This window comes from Marinobacterium ramblicola (assembly GCF_019084545.1).
GTDB classification, from domain to species: Bacteria; Pseudomonadota; Gammaproteobacteria; order Pseudomonadales; family Balneatricaceae; genus Marinobacterium_D; species Marinobacterium_D ramblicola.
Genome location: NZ_JAHREP010000024.1, coordinates 60,006 through 84,451 on the forward strand (window position 1 = coordinate 60,006; position 24,446 = coordinate 84,451).

General features: G+C 62.1%; 23 protein-coding genes and 1 pseudogene. 16 read left to right on the plus strand and 8 right to left on the minus strand.

Annotated features, from left to right (window positions below; translation table 11 throughout):
• Positions 1-31: 31 nt before the first annotated feature.
• On the plus strand, positions 32-331 hold the full coding sequence (locus KQ940_RS23240) for a GGDEF domain-containing protein (protein ID WP_217415056.1): 300 nt from the start codon (positions 32-34) through the stop codon (positions 329-331).
• Between the two features lie 123 nt (positions 332-454).
• Here the strand turns inward: KQ940_RS23240 and KQ940_RS17325 are convergent, their stop codons facing one another.
• The 5 genes from KQ940_RS17325 to KQ940_RS17345 form a co-directional block, all read right to left on the minus strand.
• Positions 455-1,612 carry an aldose 1-epimerase family protein gene (locus KQ940_RS17325; RefSeq protein WP_217415057.1) on the minus strand — a complete coding sequence of 386 codons (1,158 nt, stop codon included), beginning with the start codon at positions 1,610-1,612 and terminating at the stop codon, positions 455-457.
• Positions 1,613-1,683: 71 nt separating this feature from the next.
• Complete coding sequence (locus KQ940_RS17330; RefSeq protein ID WP_217415058.1) at positions 1,684-2,481, minus strand: alpha/beta fold hydrolase; 798 nt, start codon at positions 2,479-2,481, stop codon at positions 1,684-1,686.
• Positions 2,478-3,569 carry a M14 family zinc carboxypeptidase gene (locus tag KQ940_RS17335; protein WP_217415059.1) on the minus strand — a complete coding sequence of 364 codons (1,092 nt, stop codon included), beginning with the start codon at positions 3,567-3,569 and terminating at the stop codon, positions 2,478-2,480. The genes KQ940_RS17330 and KQ940_RS17335 overlap by 4 nt, the downstream gene beginning before the upstream one ends.
• A 59-nt stretch (positions 3,570-3,628) precedes the next feature.
• Positions 3,629-5,122: an ABC transporter substrate-binding protein gene (locus tag KQ940_RS17340; RefSeq protein ID WP_217415060.1), complete on the minus strand. Its 1,494-nt coding sequence runs from the start codon at positions 5,120-5,122 to the stop codon at positions 3,629-3,631.
• A 2-nt stretch (positions 5,123-5,124) separates the two neighbouring features.
• Positions 5,125-6,504 carry a GGDEF domain-containing protein gene (locus tag KQ940_RS17345; RefSeq protein WP_217415061.1) on the minus strand — a complete coding sequence of 460 codons (1,380 nt, stop codon included), beginning with the start codon at positions 6,502-6,504 and terminating at the stop codon, positions 5,125-5,127.
• A 227-nt stretch (positions 6,505-6,731) separates the two neighbouring features.
• Between KQ940_RS17345 and KQ940_RS17350 the strand changes: the two genes are divergently transcribed.
• Positions 6,732-7,715, plus strand: a complete 984-nt coding sequence (locus tag KQ940_RS17350; RefSeq protein ID WP_217415062.1) for a zinc-dependent alcohol dehydrogenase family protein — start codon at positions 6,732-6,734, stop codon at positions 7,713-7,715.
• Positions 7,716-7,768: 53 nt separating this feature from the next.
• Complete coding sequence (locus KQ940_RS17355; protein ID WP_217415063.1) at positions 7,769-8,383, plus strand: hypothetical protein; 615 nt, start codon at positions 7,769-7,771, stop codon at positions 8,381-8,383.
• 23 nt (positions 8,384-8,406) lie between these two features.
• Here the strand turns inward: KQ940_RS17355 and KQ940_RS17360 are convergent, their stop codons facing one another.
• Both KQ940_RS17360 and KQ940_RS17365 read right to left on the minus strand, forming a co-directional pair.
• Positions 8,407-8,814, minus strand: coding sequence for a host attachment protein (locus KQ940_RS17360; protein ID WP_217415064.1), 408 nt, complete (start codon positions 8,812-8,814; stop codon positions 8,407-8,409).
• Positions 8,815-8,891: 77 nt separating this feature from the next.
• Positions 8,892-12,137 carry an EAL domain-containing protein gene (locus KQ940_RS17365; RefSeq protein WP_217415065.1) on the minus strand — a complete coding sequence of 1,082 codons (3,246 nt, stop codon included), beginning with the start codon at positions 12,135-12,137 and terminating at the stop codon, positions 8,892-8,894.
• 223 nt (positions 12,138-12,360) lie between these two features.
• On the opposite strand from KQ940_RS17365, the gene KQ940_RS17370 reads away from it, so the two are divergent.
• From KQ940_RS17370 to KQ940_RS17415, 10 genes are all read left to right on the plus strand, one after another.
• Entirely contained in the window at positions 12,361-12,795 is a 435-nt protein-coding gene (locus KQ940_RS17370) for an SUF system Fe-S cluster assembly regulator (protein WP_217415066.1), read from the plus strand.
• 38 nt (positions 12,796-12,833) lie between these two features.
• Positions 12,834-14,312 carry a Fe-S cluster assembly protein SufB gene (gene sufB, locus KQ940_RS17375; RefSeq protein WP_217415067.1) on the plus strand — a complete coding sequence of 493 codons (1,479 nt, stop codon included), beginning with the start codon at positions 12,834-12,836 and terminating at the stop codon, positions 14,310-14,312.
• Between the two features lie 12 nt (positions 14,313-14,324).
• The gene (gene sufC / locus KQ940_RS17380) at positions 14,325-15,122 is read left to right on the plus strand and encodes a Fe-S cluster assembly ATPase SufC (protein WP_217415068.1); all 798 of its coding nucleotides are present in this window, start codon (positions 14,325-14,327) and stop codon (positions 15,120-15,122) included.
• Positions 15,115-16,461 carry a Fe-S cluster assembly protein SufD gene (gene sufD, locus KQ940_RS17385; RefSeq protein ID WP_217415069.1) on the plus strand — a complete coding sequence of 449 codons (1,347 nt, stop codon included), beginning with the start codon at positions 15,115-15,117 and terminating at the stop codon, positions 16,459-16,461. Before sufC ends, sufD begins: the two co-directional genes overlap by 8 nt.
• The gene (locus tag KQ940_RS17390) at positions 16,454-17,731 is read left to right on the plus strand and encodes a cysteine desulfurase (protein ID WP_281419282.1); all 1,278 of its coding nucleotides are present in this window, start codon (positions 16,454-16,456) and stop codon (positions 17,729-17,731) included. The genes sufD and KQ940_RS17390 overlap by 8 nt, the downstream gene beginning before the upstream one ends.
• Before the next feature lies 1 nt (position 17,732).
• Positions 17,733-18,200: a Fe-S cluster assembly sulfur transfer protein SufU gene (gene sufU / locus KQ940_RS17395; protein ID WP_217415070.1), complete on the plus strand. Its 468-nt coding sequence runs from the start codon at positions 17,733-17,735 to the stop codon at positions 18,198-18,200.
• Positions 18,201-18,237: 37 nt separating this feature from the next.
• The gene (gene sufT, locus KQ940_RS17400) at positions 18,238-18,807 is read left to right on the plus strand and encodes a putative Fe-S cluster assembly protein SufT (protein WP_217415071.1); all 570 of its coding nucleotides are present in this window, start codon (positions 18,238-18,240) and stop codon (positions 18,805-18,807) included.
• Positions 18,808-18,824: 17 nt separating this feature from the next.
• Positions 18,825-19,154: a Rieske 2Fe-2S domain-containing protein gene (locus tag KQ940_RS17405; protein ID WP_217415072.1), complete on the plus strand. Its 330-nt coding sequence runs from the start codon at positions 18,825-18,827 to the stop codon at positions 19,152-19,154.
• Positions 19,155-19,297: 143 nt separating this feature from the next.
• Positions 19,298-19,861 (plus strand): hypothetical protein, encoded by a 564-nt coding sequence (locus KQ940_RS17410; RefSeq protein ID WP_217415074.1) that lies wholly within the window; start codon positions 19,298-19,300, stop codon positions 19,859-19,861.
• 103 nt (positions 19,862-19,964) lie between these two features.
• Complete coding sequence (locus KQ940_RS17415; protein WP_217415075.1) at positions 19,965-20,882, plus strand: histone deacetylase family protein; 918 nt, start codon at positions 19,965-19,967, stop codon at positions 20,880-20,882.
• Positions 20,883-20,894: 12 nt separating this feature from the next.
• Here KQ940_RS17415 and KQ940_RS17420 read toward each other — a convergent pair whose 3' ends face one another.
• A complete protein-coding gene (locus tag KQ940_RS17420; RefSeq protein ID WP_217415076.1) occupies positions 20,895-21,656 on the minus strand; it encodes a FadR/GntR family transcriptional regulator in 762 nt (253 codons plus the stop codon).
• 168 nt (positions 21,657-21,824) lie between these two features.
• Here KQ940_RS17420 and KQ940_RS17425 point away from each other — a divergent pair, with 168 nt between their 5' ends.
• The 3 genes and pseudogenes from KQ940_RS17425 to KQ940_RS17435 all read left to right on the plus strand — a co-directional run.
• Entirely contained in the window at positions 21,825-23,012 is a 1,188-nt protein-coding gene (locus KQ940_RS17425) for an acyl-CoA dehydrogenase (protein WP_217415077.1), read from the plus strand.
• 118 nt (positions 23,013-23,130) lie between these two features.
• On the plus strand, positions 23,131-24,342 hold the full coding sequence (locus tag KQ940_RS17430; protein ID WP_217415078.1) for a CaiB/BaiF CoA transferase family protein: 1,212 nt from the start codon (positions 23,131-23,133) through the stop codon (positions 24,340-24,342).
• A gap of 18 nt (positions 24,343-24,360) precedes the next feature.
• Positions 24,361-24,446 (plus strand): annotated as a pseudogene (locus KQ940_RS17435) (electron transfer flavoprotein subunit beta/FixA family protein); the annotation flags it as partial.

The window sequence follows — 24,446 nt, forward strand, 5'->3', positions numbered from 1 at the left end:
AAGTGTTCGGAAGAGAACTAAAGCATTGTAAGTGGCGAATCGGAAATTGAAACGTCTTTCAAATGTAGATGAACTTACACGGCTATTTAACAGGCGCTATTTTGATGAAGTACTGATTAGAGAAATAAAAAGGCTTAAGGGAAGCTCATTCTATTTCTCCTTGATACTGTGCGATATTGACCAGTTTAAACAGTATAAAGGCGCCTATGGCCATTGGGTCGGTGATGACTGTATACGTTCTATCGCAAGCGTGATGCAGCGGTGTTGCAGGCGCGCTTCGGATATCGTGGCACGATATGGTGGCGAAGAGTTCTGTGTCGTTTCGCCGTAGTCAGACCCTGACGCCGCTTTGGAGTTGGCCGAGAGCATCTGTAAAGGGGGACGAGTCAAGGGCTATCCCCCATTGCGCATCGACAGTTGCGACGATCTGTGGTTTCACATCACCGCAACAGGCTCAGGGGGCGCACAACGGGGTATCAAGTACCTCCGGTCGGATATCTCCCTGTAACCCCTCGATGCGGGCCAGGGCATCGGCAACCTGTGTCGCATTGTTCAGGAAGGTGAAGCTCAGGTTGAAATGGCGCGATTCGCCGGGGCCGATGCTGGGCACCAGGCCAAGATCGCGCTGAAGTCGGCGGTTGTAGGCGAAGCTTGTGCCCGGTTCTATCCCCATTACATAGCCCTGCTGCAGGGTGTCGGTGTTCTTCCAGATCGTCAGTACCGGAAGCTGCACGGTATTGAAACCCATCGCCACCCCCAGATCGGCGCTGGCGTTGTGCAGCAACGCCTCGGTATTACCCTGGGGATCCGCCAGCGGATGGATGTTGAACACCTGCTCGTCGAAACCCCTCTGCGGCGGGCCAACCTCGGCCCAGCCGTTCAGTCCCTCTCCTGCATAGGTATTGAACGGCGAGATCTGCCGTACCGGTAGATGCACTCTGCCTCCGGCTTCCAGTACCGGTGTGCCGAAGTTGTTGTGATAGATCACCTGGTATTCGCGGGCGTAGTCGCCGCGATTGATCAACTCGTCGCGCAGGGTGATGCGATGCTCCCCCGGCACCAGGCTCAGGTGCATCCACACCTCGAAGTCGCAGCGCTTGAAGCATTTCTCGTCGACCCGGCCCGACAGGCGGATGGTGTAGGGCGGCGTGTCCTCGATGCTGAGCACGACCCGCGAGGCGGGCGTGTTCTGGATGCGGCCATGCAGTGTCAGCAGCTCGCCGTTGTCGATGCCCGGATGCCCCGCCCACTGATACCCGCAGCGCACCACCATCTCGTTGAACCCCTCGAGCCAGCCCAGCCCGCCGAATGCCTCCAGATTGATGAATGCGGGGTTGACCACCTCCTGCACCGGCGAGTCCCAGCCGAAGCGGGTGTCGCCGACAAAGACATCCAGCACCGCCATGCCGCGGGTCGGCACCAGGCGCACCGTCATGTCACCGACCTGTAGTGTGATCAGCTCCGACCCCTGCTGCTTGCCGCCGGCCAGGGTTTGCTGGCGGATACTGAAGGGCACGGGGCTGTCGATGCCGATGCCGTCATGAGTGAGGTGGAAGTCCCGGTTGGAGGTCGAGGTGGCGGAGTCGGTGATCAGATATTCGTAGGTGGGCACGTTGGCGGTTCCTGGCAGGCTTTTACGAAAGCCTAGCGGTAAAGCGGCGATGGCGGAAGGGATCTGGATGATCAGGAGTGCGTGATCCCGGCCCGCTCCTGCAGGCAGGCTATCCGCTTCAGCACCCAGTCCGGATCGTCGTGGGTCAGGTCGTGTCCGGCCCAGGGGTGGGCATCGAGTGTTATCCCCCAGCGCCTGGCGATGGCGGCGCTGCAGGCGGGATTGACCAAGCGGTCGCCACGCCCGCAGAGGATCAGGGCGTTGGGCAGAGGTGCTGCTGACGGAGCGCGATAGCGGGCGGCGGAATAGAGTTGACGGCCGAAGTTGCTGCGGCGCAGCGGGCATTCATGAGCGAAGCCGGCCCATGCGGCCAGGGTTTCGCGGCGATCGCCCGAGCGCTGGCAGATCAGATCGAAGATCACCCCTTCGCGTTTGACTGTTGGCATGGCCAGCGAGGCGAGCACCTTACACAGCGCAGGCGGTCTGAGTCGCTGCCAGGGGAGACTGAAATTGGCGAAACTGGAGTTGATCAGCACCAACACGCCGACCTCCTGTGGATAGCAGCTGGCCCATTCGGTGGCGATCATGCCGCCCATCGATAACCCGAGCAGGTTGAATGGCCCGGTTTCGTTCAGCTCGCTGCGCACCGATTCCAGTGTGCCGTGGATATCCTGCGGGCTGGTATCCCGATATCGATAGCCGTTGCCGGGTGTGTCGGGGCAGATGACGCGGGTGTTCAGTTGCTCCGCGAGCCGCTGTGGAAAACTGCCCCAGTGACGCTGTTCGCGCGCCAGACCGCGCAGTAGTACCCAGGGTATTGTCGATGGCTCGGCCGGTTGGGCCGGCTTGTACTCGACGGGGCCGCTCATGCTCTGTGCTCCCGTTTCAGCCAGCGGCGCTCGGCATAACGCTGGTGACGTGCATGGCCGGGGCGATCCGGCATCCAGTTCTGCCAGGAGCTGACCGCACTGATCAGGAAATCGAGCAGCAGATAGTGGCGGCGCAGGGTGCGGCGCTGACGGTGTGGCACCGTGGGGTTGAACAATCCCGTGTAGCTGGTGATCTGGCTCAGGTTCTTTTTCACCCAGAGCCAGGAGCCCATTTCCAGGGTCAGTGGCAAGAACACCGAGCTGTGCTGTTTCAGGTGTTCGCGGTAGAGGTAATCCCAGAGGTCGCCGTGGCTGCAGTAGTGGTGGAACTGGGGTTCGAACAGATAGGTATGATGCGGGTGGGCGCGCTCGAATAACCTGATCATCGCGTGCAGCTCTGCCGCATGCTCCATCAACTGATGCCGTCCGGCATAGGGGAACCAGATTCTGTCACGCATGCCGAAGCCGGAGTGGCAATCCAGTGACAGGATAAAGGGGGCTCGCGCGGTCTGCTCCTGAATATAGCGGCACAGCTGTTGCGCTTCGGCTTGCATGGGGGCTTGTGTCTTGCCCCGGTACCAGGGCAACCAGCGTCCCAAACGGTGGCCGCAGATCGGCCAGGGGTGGGGCAGATCCGCGTCGATGGGGGCGTTACGCATCAGATCGACGCCATTGCCGTTACTGCGCCAGCCACGTGCCATGCCCACCGGGTTGATCATCGGCAGGATGAGCAGTCGCATCTGCGACAGCCGGTGCTGCAAGCTCTTATCCCAGCGGAAGCGGTAGATCAGGGTGCCGAGTTCGGCCAGCAGCAGTTGAGTACCGATGCGTTCGATACCGTGGATACCGCCACAGAGGATCAGCACCGGCAGGTCGGGGTTGTCACTGCCGAGTTCCAGCGCGTACAGCGGTAAATGTTGGTCGCCATCCGCCAGTTCGGCGAGCACCCGGCTGCGGACGATGCCGGCGCCTTTGTTGAGCAGACGTTCGAGCAGGCACAGCTCAGGCAGACGCTGCCGACAATACTCAGCTCGTGCGCGGTGCGCCCCGCTGTGATCGCCAAGATCCGCTTCCAACTGACTTCCCATCCTCTACCGCCTCTGTCTGGATATCTCCCCTGAAGGCAGTGTAGACGTATAGCGCCGCTCTATTGGGTCCAATAGATATCTTCGAGCACGAATGCCGGGATGGGGCTTTTCTCCCAGAGGCCCGCGAGATCCCGGTGCATCAGATTCTGTTCCGGGCGCATGAACAGGAAAACGTTGACCGCGTCCTCGGTGATGCGGCGCTGGGCATCGCCAAGTCGCGCATTCAGTTCCGTCTCGCTGCGCGCATTGAGTACCTGGCCCCAGATCGCCTTGAAACCGGCGTTCGCGTAGTTGAAGTAGTAGTTATCGCGGGCGTAGATGTTCAGATCCATCGGCTCCACGTGCATGATCAGGGTCAGTGCGTAGTCCCGCTCCTTGAACACGCTCTGCATCCACTCCTTCCACTCCAGCTGTTTCAACTCGACGGAAAAACCTACCGCCTCCAGGTCTTCGGCGATGCGCACGCTGCCGTAGCGGCCGTAGTCCGTGGGCGGGATGGTCAGCTCTACACGGGTACCGGGCTTCACGCCCGCCTCGGCGAGCAGTGCGCGGGCTTTCTCCGGATCATAGGGGTAGCGGTCAACCAGGTCGACGTAGGCTGGATGCGAGGGGGGAAAATGGCTGCCGATCATTTTCGGATGCAGCTCGCTACCGTAGAGGTCCAGCAGAGCGCGACGGTTGACGGCGTGTGCCAGCGCACGGCGGACACGCAGGTCGTTGAACGGGGGAAGTCCGTTGTTGATCGCCAATATCAGCTTGCTCTCGAGCTTGCGCTCGCGCATCTGATAGTCGGGCCGGATCATGAAGCGGTTGGTCAGGCGGGTGACGCTGACCAGACCGTCCACCAGCCCCTCGGCCAGCATGTTTTCACTGCCCACCGATGTCTGCATGAACAGGAACTGGGCGCGTTTCAGGTGCGCCTTTTCGCCCCAGTAGTCGTCGTTTCTGGTCAGGGTGACCGAGTGTTTTTCCGCCCACTTTTCGAAGCGGAAAGGCCCGGTGCCGACCGGGTGGGTGGCGTTGTTGGCCACCGAGTCGGGATGCACCATCACCGCGGCGGGCTGTGCCAGCTCGAACGGCAGCAGTGAGTCGGGTTGCGTCAACCGTATGGCGATACGATGTTCGTCGAGCACCTCGACGCCGGCCACCTTCTCGAACAGCTTTTTCTGCGGGTTAAGCGATTGGTTGTCGAGTATACGATTCAGGCTGAAGGCCGCGATCTCGGCGTTAAAGGGCCGGCCATCGTGGAAGCGGACATCATCCTGCAGTGTGAATTCGTAGCTCAGGCCGTCGCTGGACAGACGCCAGCTTGTTGCCAGTCGCGGGGCGACTTTTCCCTCTGCATCGACGACGGTGAGCCCCTCCAGCACATTGCAATAGGTGATTTCACCGGCTGCTGCAGCCGCCGTTATGGTGGGGTCCAGTACCGGTGGCTCGAGCTGAATCCCGACCCGGATATCCTCCCGTGGGCCGGCCTGAACCGGGCCAGCGGTAAGCGAGGCCAGCAGGCAGATGCAGGTCAACAAGGAGGGCAGCCTTCGGGTAATGGTCATGGCTACATCTCTTCTGTGTCGGGGGTGGTTGAGGCCATGACGGCCCTGTTGCGCCCCCTCGTTTTGGCGTCATAGAGGGCGTTGTCCGCGCTGTTCAGCGCCTGGTTCAGCAGTGCCTGTGCGTCCGCTCCGTGCACCTCATCGATCGCTCCCGGATCGACGACGGCGAAGCCAAAACTCATGGTCAGCTCTACCTGTTCGCCATTTTCCAGTGTCGCCGTACCGCTGCGTACCCGTTCGGCGATAGCGTCGATCAGGGTGCGGGCGGCGTCCTGGTTGTGTACCGCCAGTACCACGGCAAACTCCTCGCCGCCGTAACGGGCCAGAATATCGGACTCGCGCAGGCCGTTGCGCAGCTGCTCGGCGACGTGGATCAGGACCTGGTCACCGGCGGTGTGGCCAAAGCGATCATTGACCGCTTTGAAGTAGTCGATATCGCCTATCGCCACGCACACCGGTTGCGTGCTCTGCTCAATCAGCCGCGTGGCAAGGGCGTAAAGGTGCCTGCGGTTGGACAGCCCGGTCAGCGGGTCGTGCTCGGCCAGATAAGCAAGCTCGTCGTGGATCTTGAGCATGTGGGCTTCCTGAGTCTGGATGCGTTCTACATAGGTGCCCACGGTGGTGGCCAGTTGGGTGATCTCGTCGTCGCCGGCAACGCGGATCTCGTCGGGCCTGACTTCGGGACGGCTGACGGCACGCTGCACATGCAGGATGCGGCGGACCACCGTTAATTCAAAGTACAGTCCTGCCAGCAGGGCCGATAACAGCAGCAGGGCGGTCAGCACGACCAGGTTGAGCTGATGCTGGTTGATCTCCTCGGTGAGCTGGCCGCTGCGCTCGGTCATCTGCTGGCGCATATTGGCCGCGAAATAGCCCAGCATCACCGAGAGACGACCGGCGAGCTCCTGGTTGGTCGAGGATAGCGCGACGATGCGCAGCAGCTCGCTGTCGCTGGCCGAGCCGTCGATCCGCTTTCTGACCAGACTGTTCAGTTGCTGGATGGAGTCGGACAGTTGCTGTTGGGTGTCTTTTATCTGGTTGACCACCATACCTTGCCCCTGTCTGCTCAACAGCTGCCCGCTAAGCTGCCCGATCCAGGCCAGCCGGTCGTTCAGTTCGATCAGTGCGGTTCGGCGTTGGGTGTGGTTTTCGGCACCGGTCAGGATCAGGTCGAGCGAGATCAACGACTCGCTCTGCTGCACCAGGCGCACCGAGGTCATCAGATTTTCCATATCGGTGCTGACGATCTCGTCGATCATCAGGTGCATACGCTTTAGCGTGCTGTAGGTGAGCACGGTTGCGCCGATCACCGTAATGGCAACCAGAAAGGTGATGCCAACGGTTCTCGCGGTAAGGCCGGAGATATATCTGTGGCGAATCATCAGTACCGCCTGGCTGGCAACCTTTTCTGCTAGTGTTGCTAAATGGTAACCATGTTATTTCAACCATCTCTCCCTCGATTGAACATTAGAAGTCGCTTACACACAAGCCGGGTTTGCACTTTTTCTATCCGCATGGCGAATGCTGCAGACTCGGTTGACGGTGATATCTTTATAGATGTCAGTCGGCAGCCGAGTTCAGCTGTCGCGACCTGTCCAGAGGAGGCGCTATGAGGGCGATGGTGCTGGAGCGGCCGGGTGAGCCGCTGAAACTGAAAGACCTTGATCCTCCGGAACCCGCCAGAGGTCAGGTTCGCGTACGTGTCAGTGTCTGTGGCGTGTGTCGCACCGATCTTCACGTTGTCGACGGCGAGCTGCCCCATATCCCTGCCGGTATCATCCCCGGGCATGAGGTAGTGGGGGTAGTCGACGCTCTCGGGGCGGATGTGAGTGGCCTGGCGCCGGGGGAGCGGGTCGGTATCCCCTGGCTCGGTCATACCTGCGGCCTGTGCGACTACTGTCTGGAGGGGCGCGAGAATCTCTGCGAATCGCCCGGTTTCACCGGCTACACCCTCAACGGCGGCTATGCCGAGTATGCCGTGGCCGATGCGCGTTACGTGTTCAAACTGCCCGAGCGGTATGACGATCTGCATGTGGCGCCGCTGCTTTGTGCCGGGCTGATCGGCTACCGTGCCTGGGCCATGGTCCGCCAGGCCCGGCGTCTGGGCATCTATGGCTTTGGTGCCGCAGCACACATCATCGTCCAGGTCGCGATTGCCGAAGGGGTGGAGGTCTATGCGTTCACTAGCCCCGGCGATGGGCAGGCGCAGGGGTTCGCCAGGCGGCTGGGGGTTGCCTGGGCAGGTGACAGCGAACAGCCGCCACCGGTACCTCTGGATGGGGCCATTATCTTCGCGCCGGTGGGGGCTCTGGTACCGGCTGCGCTACGTGCAGTGCGGCCTGGGGCGTCGGTGGTGTGTGCCGGTATCCACATGTCGGATATTCCCGGCTTTCCCTACGCTATCCTTTGGCAGGAGCGGCAGTTGCGCTCCGTTGCCAACCTGACCCGTGAGGATGGCGAAGTGTTTATGGCGCTGGCGGAGCGGGTCGCGATCGAAACGGAGGTCACGCCCTATCCGTTGAGCCGCGCGAATGACGCGCTGTCGGACCTGCGCAGCGGACGGCTGTCCGGGGCCGCCGTTCTGGTGATTTGAGGGGATATGAGCGGCGCCAAGCCAGGGCCGGCGAGCCGCAAGAGAGGTGCGTGATGTTCAGAACTCTATTCCTGACCCTATCATTGCTGGGGATGGCCGGTTGTGCCGGGCCAAGTTACTGGCATGAACCGCCGGGGCCGACAACCGCCAATACCGAATCCGATATCTGGCAGGGCATGATGCGCAGCGGCGCGCGGTACTACTACACGTCGACCTCGTTGATGTCCCCGGTCAGTGTTCACTGTGTCGGTTATGCGGATCTGATTCGGTTTGAGCGCGAGGGTAGCAGGCTGAGGGCGATGCTGGGGCAGAAGGTGCTATTGGATTTGAACCTGGTGCTGGATGCCGATGGTCGTTTCAGTACCGTTGTGCCTGTCACCGGCGACACCTGGGTCTATGGCGGTGTGATGTTATTGGACGACGAGCCTGTGCTGCACCTCTGGGGCCGGTTGGACCAGAATACCGGATTGGGCGAAGGGCGAATCAACGTGTCCCCGGGCGATGAACGCCTGGGCTGTCCGGGGCGCTTCCTGGTCAGCCGTAATGGCGGTCCGCCGCCGGCGTCCGAGATGGGAGCGCCATTCAAGGTGCAGTACTGGATCGACGAGCTGGATATCAACGATAACTGGAGTATTTTGGGGCATTGGCCTTATCGCCGACACTGGTAGTCGGCGATAAGGCTACCGCTGCATCAACTGCGGATGGTCGGGAAGGAGAAGGCGGCGATGACGTCGCTATGGGCCGCGCCGGTGAGGTTCTTATCGAGATCCTGATGCAGGGACTTGCGCAGGTGGCCATCCATCGATTCGCGCAGTAACCCAAGAAAATGGGGCGGTGCGGCGAGGTAAAAGCCGCGGATCTCGTTGGTGTCCAACGCGTGCCGTACTTTGGCCATGATGTCGCGGGCAAAACGCTGATCTTCGGTCTGGCGTACCGAGCCTTTTTCCGGAATTCCCGGGCCGTCCGAGATCAGAGCGCTCTCCTTGACCCGGGCTTCGGGATGGACCAGATCCATGATCTCCTGCAGCTCTCCCCGGGGCCGGTCCTGTGCATAGACAACTGCCTTTGAGGCATCGGCAACTACTATCCAGTCTGGCATAACACACCTCATCTCTTGGTAAGCATAAAAAGGTTCGCCCGCTTAAGTATTGTCTATTTTCCGCCCCTTGCATGGTTTCAGGAGATCGGCGATTCCTGGTGCTCCAGCAGCCAGGTTTCGAGTTCGCTGGCCGGCATCGGACGGGCGTAGAGATACCCCTGCACCTGATCGCAACCCAGGCTTTGCAGCAGCTCGGCCTGTGACGTGCTTTCCACCCCCTCCGCCACCACCGCCAGCTTCAGGCTCTGGCCCAGCGCCAGGATGGTCTTGATGATCTGGGCGTCATCTTCGTCGACGATGGCGTCGGAGACGAAGGAGCGGTCTATCTTCAGGATATCGATCGGCAGTCGGCGCAGATAAGCGAGGCTGGAGTAGCCGGTACCGAAGTCATCCACGGCGATGCGTACACCCGCCTGACGGAACTGGTTCAGCTGACCGGTCACCCCCTCGGGATTCTCCATCAGCGAACTCTCGGTCAACTCCAGCTCCAGATGGGCGGGCGTGGTGCCATAATGGCGCGCCAGCGAGCACAGTTGTTGAAACAGGTCTCCCGACTCGAGCTGGCGCGGGGAGATATTCACCGCGATCCTGAACTCCAGCCCTCGGTCTCGCCAGCGCGCCGACTGGCGGCAGGCCTCCTCGATCACCCAGGCGCCGATATCGCAGATCAGCGAGTTTTCTTCGGCCAGCGGAATGAACTCCCCCGGCGGCTGCATGCCGTGAACCGGGTGGCGCCAGCGCAGCAGCGCCTCGACGCCGGTCATGACACGGCTGCTCAGATCGATCTTGGGCTGATAGTGCAGCTCCAGCTCGTTATTGGCGATCGCCCGGCGCAGGTCGATCTCCAGGGTCAGGCGGCGGGTGGTGCGCTCCAGCATCTCCTGGCGGAAGAAACGATAGGTGTTGCCGCCGGCCTCCTTGGCCGCATACATCGCCATGTCGGCACGTTTCATCAGCTCCAGCGGCTTGTCGCTGTCCTCCGGGTAGAACGCCATGCCCATGGAGGCGCTGATCTCCAGCTTGTAGCCGGGCAGGGTGATCGGGCGTGCGATCTCGTCCAGCAGCTGCTGCGCCTTGGTCGCGCAGTCCCGCGCGGAGCTCAGATTTTCCATCAACACCAGAAACTCATCGCCGCCGACCCGGGCGACGGTATCGGTGCTGCGCAGGCAGCGGCGGATGCGATCGCCGACCTGTTGTAGCAGGTTGTCGCCGACATCGTGGCCGAGGGCATCGTTGATCCCCTTGAAGCGGTCCAGATCGATGAAGGTGATCGACAGTCGCTGGGCCTCGCGGAACGAGCGCCCCAGCGCCTGGCTAAGGCGCTCCATCAACAGCTCCCGGTTGGGCAGTCCGGTCAGCGCGTCGTGAAACGCCAGATGGTGAATATGCTCATCCTTGCGCCGGATCTCGGTGATGTCGTGAAACACGGCGACGTAGCGTACCGGGTCGCCCAGACTGTCGTCGATGCGGTTGATGGTCAGCCACTCCAGATACACTTGGCCGCCCTTGCGCCGGTTCCACAACTCCCCCTGCCACTGGCCCTCGGTCAGCAGCTGGTTCCACATGGCGCGATAGAACTCCGGCTGCTGGTGGTCGGACTTGAGCATGCTGGGCTTGTTGCCCAGCGCCTCGGCGGCGCTGTAGCCGGTGATCTCGCTGAACGCCGGATTGACCGAGATGATCCGGCCACAGGCATCGGTGATGATTACGCCCTCGGCGGAGGAGTGGAACACACTGGCGGCCAGGCGCAGATCCTCCTCCGCTCGCTTCAGCTCGGTCAGGTCGCGGCCCACCGCCAATACGCTGATCGGTGTACCATCCGGGCCCGGTTCCGGCACGATGCGCATGGCATAGTGACGCCGGTTCTCCTCCCGGTCTGCGAACACCATATCGATCTCGGTGGACTTGCCGCCTGTGGCGATACGCCGTGCCTGCTCCTGCAGCAGGGTGAAACTGCCGGCGCTGAGCGCGGGGTCCTGCTCGCCGTTTGCGGACCTTGTCAGTCGGTTCGGCAGCAGGCGTTCCATCGCCGGGTTGGCATATAGCACCTCGCCCTGGGTATCGAAGCGGATAACCGTATCCGGCAGGTTGGTGGTCAGGGTACGAAAGGCTTGTTCGCGGTTGGCCATCAGCTCCTCGGCCAGGCGCTTGTCGGTAATGTCCTGCATCATCAACAGCAGATGGCGTTTGCCATCGATGTCGAAACTCGACAGGTGCAGCTCGGCCCAAAGGCTGGTGTTGAAGCTGGTGGTAAACCGGCGTTCAAAGGTTTCCGTGGTGTGGGCCGCCAGCACCCGGCGCGCAGCCGCGAGCAGGCCGCTGTCGACCCAGGACTGAACCTGGTTGAAATTCTGGTCGAGCAGCTGCTGCTCTGTGCCGCCGGTCATCCTTACGGCTGCCGGGTTGGCCAGTATGCACTGGCCATCTTCTCGAAATGCCAGTATGGCCGCGGCGGAGGCGTCGAGTATCGATTCATTGAGTTTCAATGAGTGGCGTAAGCTCTCCCTGGCCTCGGCCAGCTCGCGAGTGCGCGACGCCACCCGCTGCTCCAGCGTAGTGTTGAGCTGATGGATTCGCTCCTCGGCCTGTTTACGCGCCGTGATGTCGGTGGCGATTCCGCCGACGCCGAAGATCGAGCCGTCGTGGTCGCGTAGCGGAAACTTGGCGGTGATGTAGGTTTTCTCGACGCCGTTGAGCAGAATACGCTCCTCCACCTCGCTGGCGTGCCCCTCCTTTACCGTACGCCGGTCCCGCCGCGCCAGCTCCTGCGCGATCTCGGCGGGAAACAATTCGCTATCCCGTTTGCCCAGTATGCGGTCGATGGGGGTGTCGATCAGTTCGCTCAGTGCCGCGTTGGCGAGCAGATAGTGGCCGTTCAGATCCTTGGCGAAGATTACCGCGCTGGAGTGCTCCAAAATCGCGCTCAGCAGCTGCTGATCGCGGCGGATCGAGCACTGGTTTTCGCAGCGCTCGCTGATGTCGCGCAGGTAAAACAGGGCGGCGTGCCGGCCGTCGTACTCCCAGGGGATGGTGCGAACTTCGACCATCAGTGCACCGCCGTCCAGCCGCCGCCAGGTTTCCCGGTACAGCTCTGGCGTTTCCTGAGTTGCGCAGAGTTGGGCCAGACGCTGCTCGGTATCGGCTTGATGCGGCGGATCTATCCGTTCAAGCAGCGACCTGCCCAGCAGCGGATCATCGGATCCAGCACCGAACAGGCCGAGAGCCGCCGGGTTCAGGTAGACAAGCGCCTCCTGCTGAGCGATGCAGATCGGCTCGGGCGAGCGCTCCAGCAAACGGTTGAGTTGAGGGTCGGTAGTTGGCACTGGGTTTCCTTTCCCGTCGTAGTCGTTATAGGGGTTAAGGTCTATCCGTCTCTTACTACTGACGTTTTTGTATTTTCCGGCAGCTCTGGGTGGAGCGCCATTGACGGCAGTCAAAGGAGATGGCGAGAGGTCGTCGACTCTGGTCGAACGGCTGCGAAACCGTAAAAGAGTACTATATTAGTACTATAAGGATCCGGGCGAGCTGTCGTCTGCGGAGCGGATAATGTTGAAAATCAGTAAGTTAACCGATTACGGTACGGTCGTTCTGGCGTATATGGCGCGCCGGCCCGATGCGCTGTTCAGTGCCGTATGCCTGGCGCAGGAGCTGGGGTTGCCGCTGAGCACGGTGCGCAAGCTGCTTAAGCAGATGGCCGGGGCGGGTTTGCTGGACTCCAGCCGAGGTCAGCGCGGTGGCTATCGTTTGACCCGCCCGCCGCAGGAGATCTCCCTGGCTGAAGTGCTCGAGGCGCTGGAGGGGCCGCTTGGGGTAACCGACTGCAGCCAGGCCCCCAAACTGTGCAGCCAGGAAGCGATCTGCCCGATCCGTAACAACTGGCGCGGGATCAACGGTGTCATCCATGGCGTGCTGCGGCAGGTCAGCCTGCAACAGCTGGCCAGTGATCAGAGGATAGGAGTAGATCAAGCGGGAGGCTTGTAACGTAAACGCCTGATTCCCTCAGGCAGGAGGACAAGCACGTGGCGACCAAAACACCACCGCTCGAAGCGCTGCTGAGCAAGGGCTACAGCCAGGGCTTCGTCACCGAAATCGACGAGGACAGTCTGCCACCGGGTCTCGATGAGTCGGTGATCAGGGCGATCGTCGAGAAGAAACAGGAGCCGGAGTTCATGCTCCAGTGGCGCCTGGCGGCTTACCGTCACTGGTGCAGCATGCAGGTGCCGACCTGGTCCAGAGTGCACTATCCGCCGATCGATTTCGAGGCGATCAGCTACTACTCCTCGCCGCGGGCGCGACGAAAAGACGCCCCGGCCAGTCTCGACGAGGTGGATCCGGAGATCCTGCGCACCTACGAACGCTTGGGCGTGCCGCTGCATGAGCGGGCCGCTCTTGCCGGTGTGGCGGGGGCCCGAAACAGCACAAATGTGGCGGTGGACGCGGTGTTCGACAGCGTGTCGGTAGCCACCACCTTCCAGAAGGAGCTGGCGGAGCTCGGCATCATCTTCTGCTCTTTCTCCGAGGCGGTGCAGAAACATCCCGGCCTGGTGCGCCGCTACATGGGCACGGTGGTGCCCTACACCGATAACTTCTATGCCGCGCTCAATGCTGCCGTATTCTCCGACGGCTCCTTCTGCTACATCCCCAAGGGGGTCAGGTGCCCGATGGAACTGTCCACCTATTTCCGCATCAACGCCGCCGGTACCGGTCAGTTCGAGCGCACCCTGATCGTTGCCGAGGAGGGCGCCTCGGTCAGCTATCTTGAAGGCTGTACGGCGCCGATGCGCGACGAGCATCAGCTGCACGCGGCGGTGGTGGAGCTGATCGCGCTGGACAACGCCGAGATCAAGTACGCCACGGTGCAGAACTGGTATCCGGGCGATGCCGAGGGCAAAGGCGGCATCTACAACTTCGTCACCAAGCGCGGTCTCTGTGCCGGGCACCACAGCAAGATCTCCTGGACCCAGGTGGAGACCGGCTCGGCAATTACCTGGAAATACCCCAGCGTGATGCTCAAGGGCGACGACTCGGTGGGCGAGTTTTACTCGGTGGCACTGACCAACAACTACCAGCAGGCGGATACCGGCACCAAGATGGTCCATATCGGCAAGCGTACCCGCAGCACCATCCTGTCCAAGGGGATCTCCGCCGGGCGCGGGCAGAACACCTACCGCGGCCTGGTCAAGGTCGGCCGCAAGGCGGTGGGCGCACGCAACTACAGCCAGTGCGATTCGCTGCTGATCGGTGACCGCTGCGGCGCGCATACCCTGCCCTATATCGAGGTGATGCGCCCGGATGCCCAGGTGGAACATGAGGCGACCACGTCGAAGATCAGCGATACGCAGCTGTTCTACTGCCGCCAGCGCGGCATCGATGCCGAGGCGGCGGTGTCGCTGCTGGTCAACGGCTTCTGCAAGGAGGTGTTCCGCAAGCTGCCGATGGAGTTTGCCGTGGAAGCCCAGGCGCTGATGGAGGTCAGTCTCGAAGGCGCGGTTGGATAACGGGAGGCGATGATGAGCGACTTTTTACTCTCTATCCGCCAACTGGCGGTGCAGGTTGAAGGCAAGCAGATCCTCGACGGACTGGATCTGGAGGTTCGGCCCGGTGAAGTGCACGCGATCATGGGGCCGAACGGCTCCGGCAAGAGCACCCTGGCCCATGTGCTGGCCGGTCGTCCCGGCTACGAGGTGACCGGCGGTGAGGTGCGCTACGACGGCCAGGATCTGCTGGCGCTGGAGGTGGAACAGCGTGCCGCGGCAGGCCTGTTCCTGGCATTCCAGTATCCGGTGGAGATCCCCGGCGTCAGCAATATCCAGTTCCTGAAAACCGCACTGAACAGCCTGCGCAAGCAGCGCGGCGAGCCGGAGCTGGATGCGCTGGAGTTTCTCGACAGCGTCAAGGCGCGGATGGCGCAGATGCAGATGGAGGAGGCACTGCTCTACCGCGGCGTCAACGAGGGGTTCTCCGGCGGCGAGAAGAAGAGCAACGAGATACTGCAGATGCTGGTGCTGGAGCCGCGTCTGGCGATCCTCGACGAGACCGACTCGGGGCTCGATATCGATGCCCTGAAGCGTGTGGCCGCGGGTATCAACTCCTTCCGCCGCGAGGATCGCAGCCTGATCCTGGTCACCCACTATCAGCGTCTGCTCGATTACGTGAAGCCGGACTATGTCCATGTGCTGCAGCAGGGGCGGATCGGTCGCAGCGGCGGTGCCGAACTGGCGCTGACTCTGGAGCAGGCCGGTTATGCCCAGGGCGCCGTCACCGAAACGGAAGCAGAAGCCGAGCAGGGGAGGGATCGCGATGGCTGAAGGTGCACGACTGATCGATACCCCCTGCTGGACCGATCTGGCCGGAGCCGACTTGCCCTGGCTCAGGCTGCATCGGCTGCAGGCGTTCGAGCGCTTATCTGCCGAGGGGCTGCCAGCGCGTGGCGATGAAGCCTGGAAATATACCCTGTTGGGCGATCTGGGCGAGCGCCGTTTCCGCGTTGCTAGCCGGGCGGAAGATGAAGGGAGTGAGGCGGGTAGCTCCCGGCCGTACCGACCGCAGGGCCATCGTATCCTGTTTCGCGATGGCCGCTGGATCATCCAGGGGAGCACACTGCTGCCGCTGCCCGCCGGTGCCAGGCTGGTCTCGTTGCGCGAGGCGATAGCGCAGCAGGATCCGCTGTTGCCCGAGATGCTCGGCCGCATCGCCACACTGGAGGGGCAGCCCTTCGCGGCGCTCAATGCGGCACGTTTCGACGATGGGTTGCTGCTGTATCTGCCCGAGGGCTGCGTGCTGGAGCAACCGATCTACTGCCGTTTCGAAACCGACCCGACCGAGGCAGACAGGGTCAGCTTCCCGCGCCTGCTGGTGGTGATGGAGTCCGGCAGTCGGGCGCAACTGCTGGAGGAGCATCTGGGCGCCAACGGTTCGGCGCTGACCGACCTGCTGGTGGAGATCAGTCTGGGCGAGGGCGCACAGCTGTTCCACGGCCGATTGTTCGACTCTGAACTTGGCGACCGGCGGATCAGCGGCATCCATGTGCAGCAGGCGCGCGCAAGCCTTTATCACAGCTTCGCACTGATGCTCGGTGGCGAGCTTTGTCGAAACGATCTGCAGGTGCAGTTGAACGGCGAGGAGGCCAGTGCGTTGCTGGAAGGTCTCTACCTGCTCGATGGCCGCCAGCATCTGGATAACCACCTGCGGGTGGATCATCGTCTGCCTGGCGGTCGCAGCGACCAGTTCTACAAGGGGATCCTCCGTGGCCATGCCCGGGCCGTATTCAACGGCCTGGCCGTGGTGCATCCCGACGCCCAGCACAGCGATGCCCGGCAGATCAACCGCAACCTGCTGCTCTCGACCGGGGCCGAGGTGGACACCAAACCGGAGCTGCAGATCGAGGCGGACGATGTGAAGTGCTCCCACGGCGCTACGGTCGGCTATCTGGACCAGGAGCAGCTGTTCTACCTGCGCAGCCGGGGAGTCGAAAAACAGAGCGCTCAGGCGCTGCTGACCCTGGCCTTTGCCCGGGAGAGCCTGCAGCGGTTACCGCGAGGCGAGTTTACCGATGCCTATGACCAGATAGTGACCGATGCCTTGGCCGGTCGTATCGTTAGCCGCCCTGAGCCCAGCCCTGATACTCGGAAGGTGAGCGATGAATGAGTCCATGCCGTTCAACGATGTCGACTACACTACGCTGGCCGAGCGGTGCCGGGGCGACTTCCCGCTGCTTGCGCGGCAGATGCACGGCAGGCCGCTGGTTTACCTGGACAACGCCGCCACCAGCCAGAAACCCCAACCGGTGCTGGATGCCCTGCAATACTACTACCGGCAGCAGAACGCCAATGTGCACCGCGGCGTCTACCAGCTCAGTGAGGAGGCGACCGCGGCCTACGAGGCGGCAAGGGCGCGGGTGCAGCGCTTTATCAACGCCGCTGCGATGGAGGAGATCATCTTCCTGCGCGGCACCACCGAAGCGATCAACCTGGTGGCCCAGGCCTACGCCCGGCCTCGACTGCAGCCGGGGGACGAGGTGCTGATCAGCGCCATCGAGCACCACTCCAATATCGTGCCCTGGCAGATTGTCTGTCGCCAGACCGGGGCACAGCTGCGGGTTATCCCGGTGCTCGACAACGGCGAACTCGACCAATCCGCGTTTGCCGAACTGCTGGGGCCTCGGGTCAGACTGCTGGCGCTGACCCATGTCTCCAACGCACTGGGCACGATCAACCCGATAGCGGAGATGATCGCTCAGGCCCACCGACAGGGGATCCCGGTGCTGATCGACGGCGCTCAGGCGGTGCCGCATCTGAGGGTCGATCTGCAGGCGCTGGATGCCGATTTCTACGCCTTCTCCGGGCACAAACTTTACGGCCCCACCGGTATCGGCGCACTGTACGGCAAGCGTCGGATTCTGGAGGCGATGGAGCCCTGGCAGGGCGGCGGCGAGATGATCAGCCAGGTCAGCTTCGAGCATACCGACTATAACCAGCTGCCCTACAAGTTCGAAGCGGGCACCCCCAATATCGCCGATGCCATCGGCCTGGCGGCCGCGCTGGATTATGTCGATAACCTGGGGCTGGAGGTGATCGCCGCGCACGAGCGTCAGCTGCTCGCCTATGGTACCCGGGCGCTGCAGCAGGTGCCGGGACTGCGGCTGATCGGTACCGCACCGGACAAGGCCGCGATCCTCTCCTTCGTCATGGCCCAGGCGCATCCGCACGATATCAGCACCATCCTCGACCGCTGCGGTGTGGCGGTGCGTGCCGGCCACCACTGCGCCATGCCGCTGATGCAGCGTTTCGGACTTGCGGGCACGGCACGGGCCTCGCTGGCGCTGTACAACAGCCGGCAGGATATCGACGTGCTGATCGAGGCACTGCATCAGGTGGTGCGGATGTTCGGCGATGCGACAACCGAGGGAGGCCAATGATATGGATGACGAACTGCGCGAACTTTACCAGCAGGTGATCATCGATCACGGCCGTCATCCGCGTAATTTCCGCCGGATCGAGGGCGACTGCCGTTGCCGGCAGGGGTACAACCCGCTGTGCGGCGACCAGCTTGAACTCTGTCTGCAGCGTGACGCACAGGGGCAGATCACCGATGTGGCGTTCCAGGGACAGGGTTGTGCCATCTCCATGGCGTCCGCCTCGATGCTCAGCGAGGTGGTCAAGGGCAAGACGCCGGCGGAGGCCGAGCGGATGTTCGATGCCTTTCACCGCCTGTTGACCGGCGAGGAGGGCGCAGAGCAGGGGGCTGAATTGGAGTCGCTCGGCAAACTCCGGGTGCTGGCCGGGGTGCGTGAGTTTCCGAGCCGGATCAAGTGCGCCACGCTGGCCTGGCATGCGCTGATGGCGGCGCTTGAACCGGGCAACGATGAACCGGTTACGACCGAGTAGCCGGGCTTCCATATCGGCGGCGAATGAAGGAGGCGAGATGAACGACAGCAGTGTCAGACTGCAGCGCGACTGCGAAGCGATCGCGATCCCCTCCGGTGCACTGGTGAACCTGAACCGGGGCTCTGCCGTGCGCATTATGCAACGTCTGGGCGATCACTTTACCGTCGGGGTAGAGGGCAACCTGTATCGGATCGATGGCGAGGACGCCGATGCACTCGGCCTGATCGATACGGCGCCGAAACCGGCGGGCAGTGACGGCGCGGCTGTCGAGCCCGGCGAGGCCGATCGCGGCCCGGCCGACCCCTCCGAGGTGCGCCACGCACTGGCCAGCTGCTACGACCCGGAGATCCCGGTCGATATCGTCGAGTTGGGGCTGGTCTACCGCTGCGATATCCTGACCGACAAGGATGGCGGCAGCCGGGTCGAGGTGGATATGACGCTGACCGCGCCGGGCTGCGGCATGGGGGCGGTGCTGGCCACCGACGTGCGGCGCAAGCTGCTGCGTGTGCCGGGCGTCAGCAGCGTCGAGGTCAGGCTGGTATACGACCCGCCTTGGAGCGCCGACCGGATGTCCGAGGTGGCGCGGTTGAAACTGGGGCTGCTATGAACGAAGGAGGTACGAGTATGGTGGGCTGGACCGATATTGGTGAAGCGAGGCTGCTGGCGCCCGGCGAGCATCGGGTGGTCGAACTTCCGGGCTACAGCGTGCTGGTGGTCAACCTGCAGGGCGAGTACTTCGCGGTGGAGAACATCTGCCCCCACGATGGCGGCGAACTCGGCGGCGGCGAGATCGAGGGGGATACCGTGACCTGTCCGCGCCACGGTGCCTGCTTCAGTCTGAAAAGCGGCGAGGTGCTGGCGCCACCGGCGTTTGAGGATCTGCTCTGTTTCCGGGTGCAGGTCGAGGCTGGGCGGTTGCTGCTGGCCCAAGAGCCGGAGGAGGGGTGGAGCTGAATTTTATATTAGAAAATCATGATGAATTGTTCGCATGTTAATGAGATTCACTGTGATTTGACCGAAGCGGCAACTATTTTTAGAGAGGCGACACAACGTTCTGCTGCCCATAAGGAAAGCCCGGCAGCAAAGGAGGTTTAACGATGAAAGCCTTGTTGAGTTGTTTGTTAGTGGCCGTCATGAGTGTAGCGGTACATGCCGGCGGCATCGGACCTGATTCCAGCTGGAAGCAGTTGTATTTCGACAGGATGTACGAGCCGCTGATGCCGACTGTGCTGTTCAAGGCGAGCAGCCCGGACAGCATCGGCAGTCGGCTCGTGTTCAAGCGTGCATCCGAGGTGAGCTATTTTATAGCCCCCGATGGTGAAGCCTGGCTCTACGGTGGTGAGACCACGCTCTGTACCCGCTATGCAGTCGAGGCGGCTACCGAGGATGATCGCGTCTGTGTGGCAACGGAGCAGGCGCCGCTGTTGACTCCGGTGAAGCATCAGGCACGCTTCTGTACCTTCCGTTCCGATGGTGATTGTCAACGGTATGCCGAGCATACGGTTGAGTATCCACTCGGGCTCGAGGTGCCGATCATGCGGCGCGTGAGCGAAAGCGACAGCTTTACACCGGCACGGATCGCCTTCAAAAAATCACTCAAACTCGCTGAATGCAGCGATTGTGCGGTTAAACTGGAAGCTTACCTGTCCAAGCCGATGTAAGCTTTCGTTCCGCTTGGGCGCCCGATGCAACGCGCTTGCCCGCCGCTGGCCGCTGTATCGGGCGTCGTTGTGTCCGACAGGCTACCGGTGCCGGAGTATCGCCATGACCACAGCATTGATCACCCATCCCGACTGCGAACTGCATCAGATGGCGCCGGGCCACCCGGAAAGTCCTGAGCGCCTGCGGGCGATCCGGCGGCAACTGACCGAGAGTGGACTGATCGAGCGGCTGGAGTTGGCGATTGCGGAACCGGCTACCCGCGAGCAGCTGCAGCTGGTGCATCCGGCGCAGTATATCGATGCCATTGCCGACCTCCACCCCCTGCATGGCCTGAACTATGCCGACCCCGATACGGCGCTCAACCCGCATAGCCTGCGGGCCGCACAGCTGGCCACCGGTGCGGTGATCCAGGCCACCGGCCTGGTGTTCGACGGTCGGGTCGACAACGCCTTCTGTGCGGTGCGCCCGCCGGGGCATCATGCCGAGCACGATGCGGCGATGGGTTTCTGTCTGTTCAACAATATCGCCATCGGCGCCGCCTGGGCGCTTGAACAGCCCGGCATCGAGCGGGTCGCCGTGCTCGATTTCGATGTCCATCACGGCAATGGCACGGTGGACATCTTTAAGGACCGCCCCGAGGTGCTGGTCTGTTCCAGCTTCCAGTATCCCTTCTACCCCTTCCGTTTCCAGGACGTGGATCGCCCCAATATCGTCAACACCCCGCTACCGGCCGGCACTGACGGCCCGGCATTCCGGCAGGCGATCGAACGCGACTGGCTGCCGGCACTGCAGCGGCACCGGCCGGACATGATCTTCGTCTCCGCCGGTTTCGATGCCCATCGCGACGATCCGCTGGCCGAGCTGTTGCTGGAGGATGAGGATTTCGGCTGGCTCGGAGAGCTGATTGTCGATGCCGGTCAACGGTATTGCGGCGGCCGCATCGTGTCGGTACTGGAGGGTGGGTATAACCTGGCGGCGCTGGGGCGCAGCGTCGAGCAGTATCTGAAGGCGCTGATATAGCTTGGCGGCGAATTAGTTGCTGGTCAGAAAATGCTGATTGAGCTGCCCCTGCAGCTCGATATTGAAATGCTCGGCCGATTTCATGTGCTCGTGCATCAACTGGCGAGCCCGCTCGGCATCCTTCGCGTGAAACGCCTGCAGCAGTTGTTGGTGGTAAGCAAGGTTGGCACAGGAGAACTCATGCTGTTCCGGCAGGGCCGACTTCTTGAAGATCACCAGGTCGCGGATCATGTCGTTCAGGAAGCGGCCGATGAACGCCAGCATCGCATTGTCGCAGCGCTGGGCCAGCAGCACGTGGAACTCCAGCTCGGCGATCCGCTGTGCCATGCGCTCGTCGAAGGTCTGCGGCGGCGCTTCACAGCGGGAGACCAGCTGTTCAAGTGCGTCCAGATCCTCGGCGCTCAGTCTGGGCGTGGCCAGGGCGGCGATCTCCGGTTCGATCAGCGTGCGCAGGGCATAGATCTCCGGGCCGGAGGGCTGCTCGAAATGGAGGAAGTTGCGCAGCAGTTCGCTGGCCTTTTCATAGGGCACTCGCTCCAGTACCGCGCCGCCGTTGGGGCCGGTGCGGATCGAGATCAACCCCTGCACCTCCAGCGATTTCAGCGCCTCGCGCACGGTACCCTTCGAGCAATCGAACTGCTCCATCAGCTCGCGTTCATTGGGCAGGCGGTCTCCAGGCTGCTTGTTGTTGACCGCGACCCAACGCTTGACCGATTCGACGATCTGGTCGGCACGCTTGATCCGTTTCGGGGTGGCGAGCTTGCTGTCCTGCATGGCGTTCTGGATACCTGGGATAAGGGGGCTAATCCTGCCACAGATCAACTCTTAATGCGACTTGGTTGAATTATTCTATTTATTAGTATAAATAGTATGAATCGATATCGGCGCAGCGCCGGTAGCGCTCCTGATGGTTAGCATTTATTGGTTACGGAGATTTAAACAATGTCGCACTCCTCAAGTTTCAACTGGGACGATCCGCTGCTGCTGTCACAACAGCTGACCGAAGATGAACGTCAGATCAGCGAGGCCGCGCGCGCTTACTGCCAGAACGAACTGCAGCCGCGGGTGCTCAGCGCCTACCGCGAAGAGCGTTTCGACCGCGAGATCATGAGCGAGATGGGCGAGATGGGCCTGCTCGGTGCCACCGTGGCGGAGGAGTACGGCGGTGCCGGTCTGAACCATGTCGCCTACGGCCTGATCGCCCGCGAGGTGGAGCGGGTCGACTCCGGTTACCGCTCGGCGATGAGCGTGCAGTCCTCCCTGGTGATGTATCCGATCGAGACCTACGGCTCCGAGGAGCAGAAACGCAAATTCCTGCCGCGTCTGGCCAGCGGCGAGATCGTGGGTTGCTTTGGTCTGACCGAGCCCGATCACGGCTCCGACCCCGGCTCGATGATCACCCGCGCCAAGAAGGTGGACGGCGGCTACCTGCTCACCGGCCAGAAGATGTGGATCACCAATAGCCCGATCGCCGATATCGCCGTGGTCTGGGCCAAGTCCGAGGCACACGAGGGCAAGATCCGTGGCTTTATCGTCGAGCGTGGCACCGACGGTTTCTCCACGCCGAAGATCGAGGGCAAGCTGAGCCTGCGTGCGTCGATCACCGGTGAGATCGTGCTCGATAACGCCTTCGTGCCGGAGGAGAACCTGCTGCCCAACGCCAGCGGCCTGGCCGGTCCGTTCGGCTGCCTGAACAAGGCCCGTTTCGGTATCGCCTGGGGTGTGCTCGGTGCTGCCGAGTTCTGCTGGCATGCGGCGCGCCAGTACACCCTGGATCGCAAACAGTTCGGTCGTCCGCTGGCGGCGAACCAGCTGGTCCAACTCAAGCTGGCCAACATGCAGACCGAGATCGCGCTCGGGCTACAGGCGGCACTGCAGGTCGGGCGTCTAATGGACGCCGGTAACTGGGCGCCGGAGATGGTATCGCTGATCAAGCGCAACAACTGCGGCAAGTCGCTGGATATCGCCCGCCTCGCCCGTGATATGCACGGCGGCAACGGTATCGCCGATGAGTTCGGGGTCATGCGTCACATGGTCAACCTGGAGACGGTGAACACCTATGAGGGCACTCACGACGTTCACGCGTTGATATTGGGGCGGGCCCAGACCGGCATCCAGGCATTCTGCTGAAAGCTGGCTGCGTTGCCATCGCGGCATACCGCTTGCGCTGGCTGCCTCGCTAACGCTTTTCTTCGGCTGGCGGGGCTCTTCGGCTAGTGGAACTTAGTCCCGCTTTTGGAGGATTACGATGGACAAGCCTTTACAGGGTATCCGCGTTCTCGATCTGTCGCGCATCCTGGCCGGGCCCTGGTGCAGCCAGCATCTGGCCGACCTGGGCGCCGAGGTTATCAAGATCGAACATCCGGAGCGCGGTGACGATACCCGTGGCTGGGGACCGCCGTTCCTGGGTGAGACTCGCGACGCCGCCTACTACCTGAGTGCCAATCGCGGCAAGCAGTCGGTGGCGATCGATATGTCGCAGCCGGAGGGGCAGGCACTGATCCACGATCTGGTTCGCCACTGCGACGTGGTGCTGGAGAACTTCAAGGTCGGCGGTCTCAAGCGTTACAACCTGGATTACGACAGCCTGAAGGCGATCAAACCGGAGTTGATCTACTGTTCCATCACCGGCTTCGGTCAGGATGGCCCTTACGCCAACCGGGCCGGGTATGACTTCCTGCTGCAGGGGATGGGCGGACTGATGGGGATCACCGGCAAGCCGGATTCCGAGCCGGGGGGAGGTCCGGTGAAGGTGGGTGTGGCCGTGGTGGACCTGTTCACTGGCATGTATGCCGCCACCTCCATCCTGTCGGCGCTGATCGGCCGCGGTCGCACCGGCGAGGGCACCTATATTGATGTGTCGCTGCTGGATGTGCAGGTTGGCGTACTGGCAAACCAGGCGCTGAACTACCTGACCTCCGGCCAATCGCCCGGCCGTCTGGGTAACTCGCACCCCAATATCGTGCCCTATCAGGCGTTCGCCACCGCGGATGGCCATATCATCCTGGCGGTGGGAAATGACACCCAGTTTCGACGTTTCTGCAATGTGGCCGGTGTTCCTTCATTGGCCGACGATGAGCGCTTTGCCACCAATCGTTGCCGCGTGGTGAACCGTCAGATTCTGGTTCCGGGGCTGGAGCGCGTGATCGCGAGCCGCCCGTCTGAGTTCTGGCTACAGGAGCTGGAGAAGGAGGGGGTGCCCTGTGGCCCGATCAACACGATGGAGCAGGTGTTTGCCGACCCCCAGGTGCAGCACCGCGGCATGAAGATCACGCTGCCCCATAGCGAGGCCGGCGAGGTCAACCTGGTCAGTAATCCGGTGCGTTTCGATAACCGGCATATGAATGCGGAGCAGGCACCACCAGGACTGGGTGAGCATACAGATGAGGTGCTGGAGCGGCTGCTGCCGGAGCGCAAATCACAACTGGATGCGCTGAAAACCAAGGGCGTGATCCGTTAAAGAACAGGACAGCTGGATATGAAAATACTGGTAAGCGTCAAACGCGTCATCGACTACAACGTCAAGGTGCGCGTCAAGGCCGATAACTCCGATGTGGACCTGGC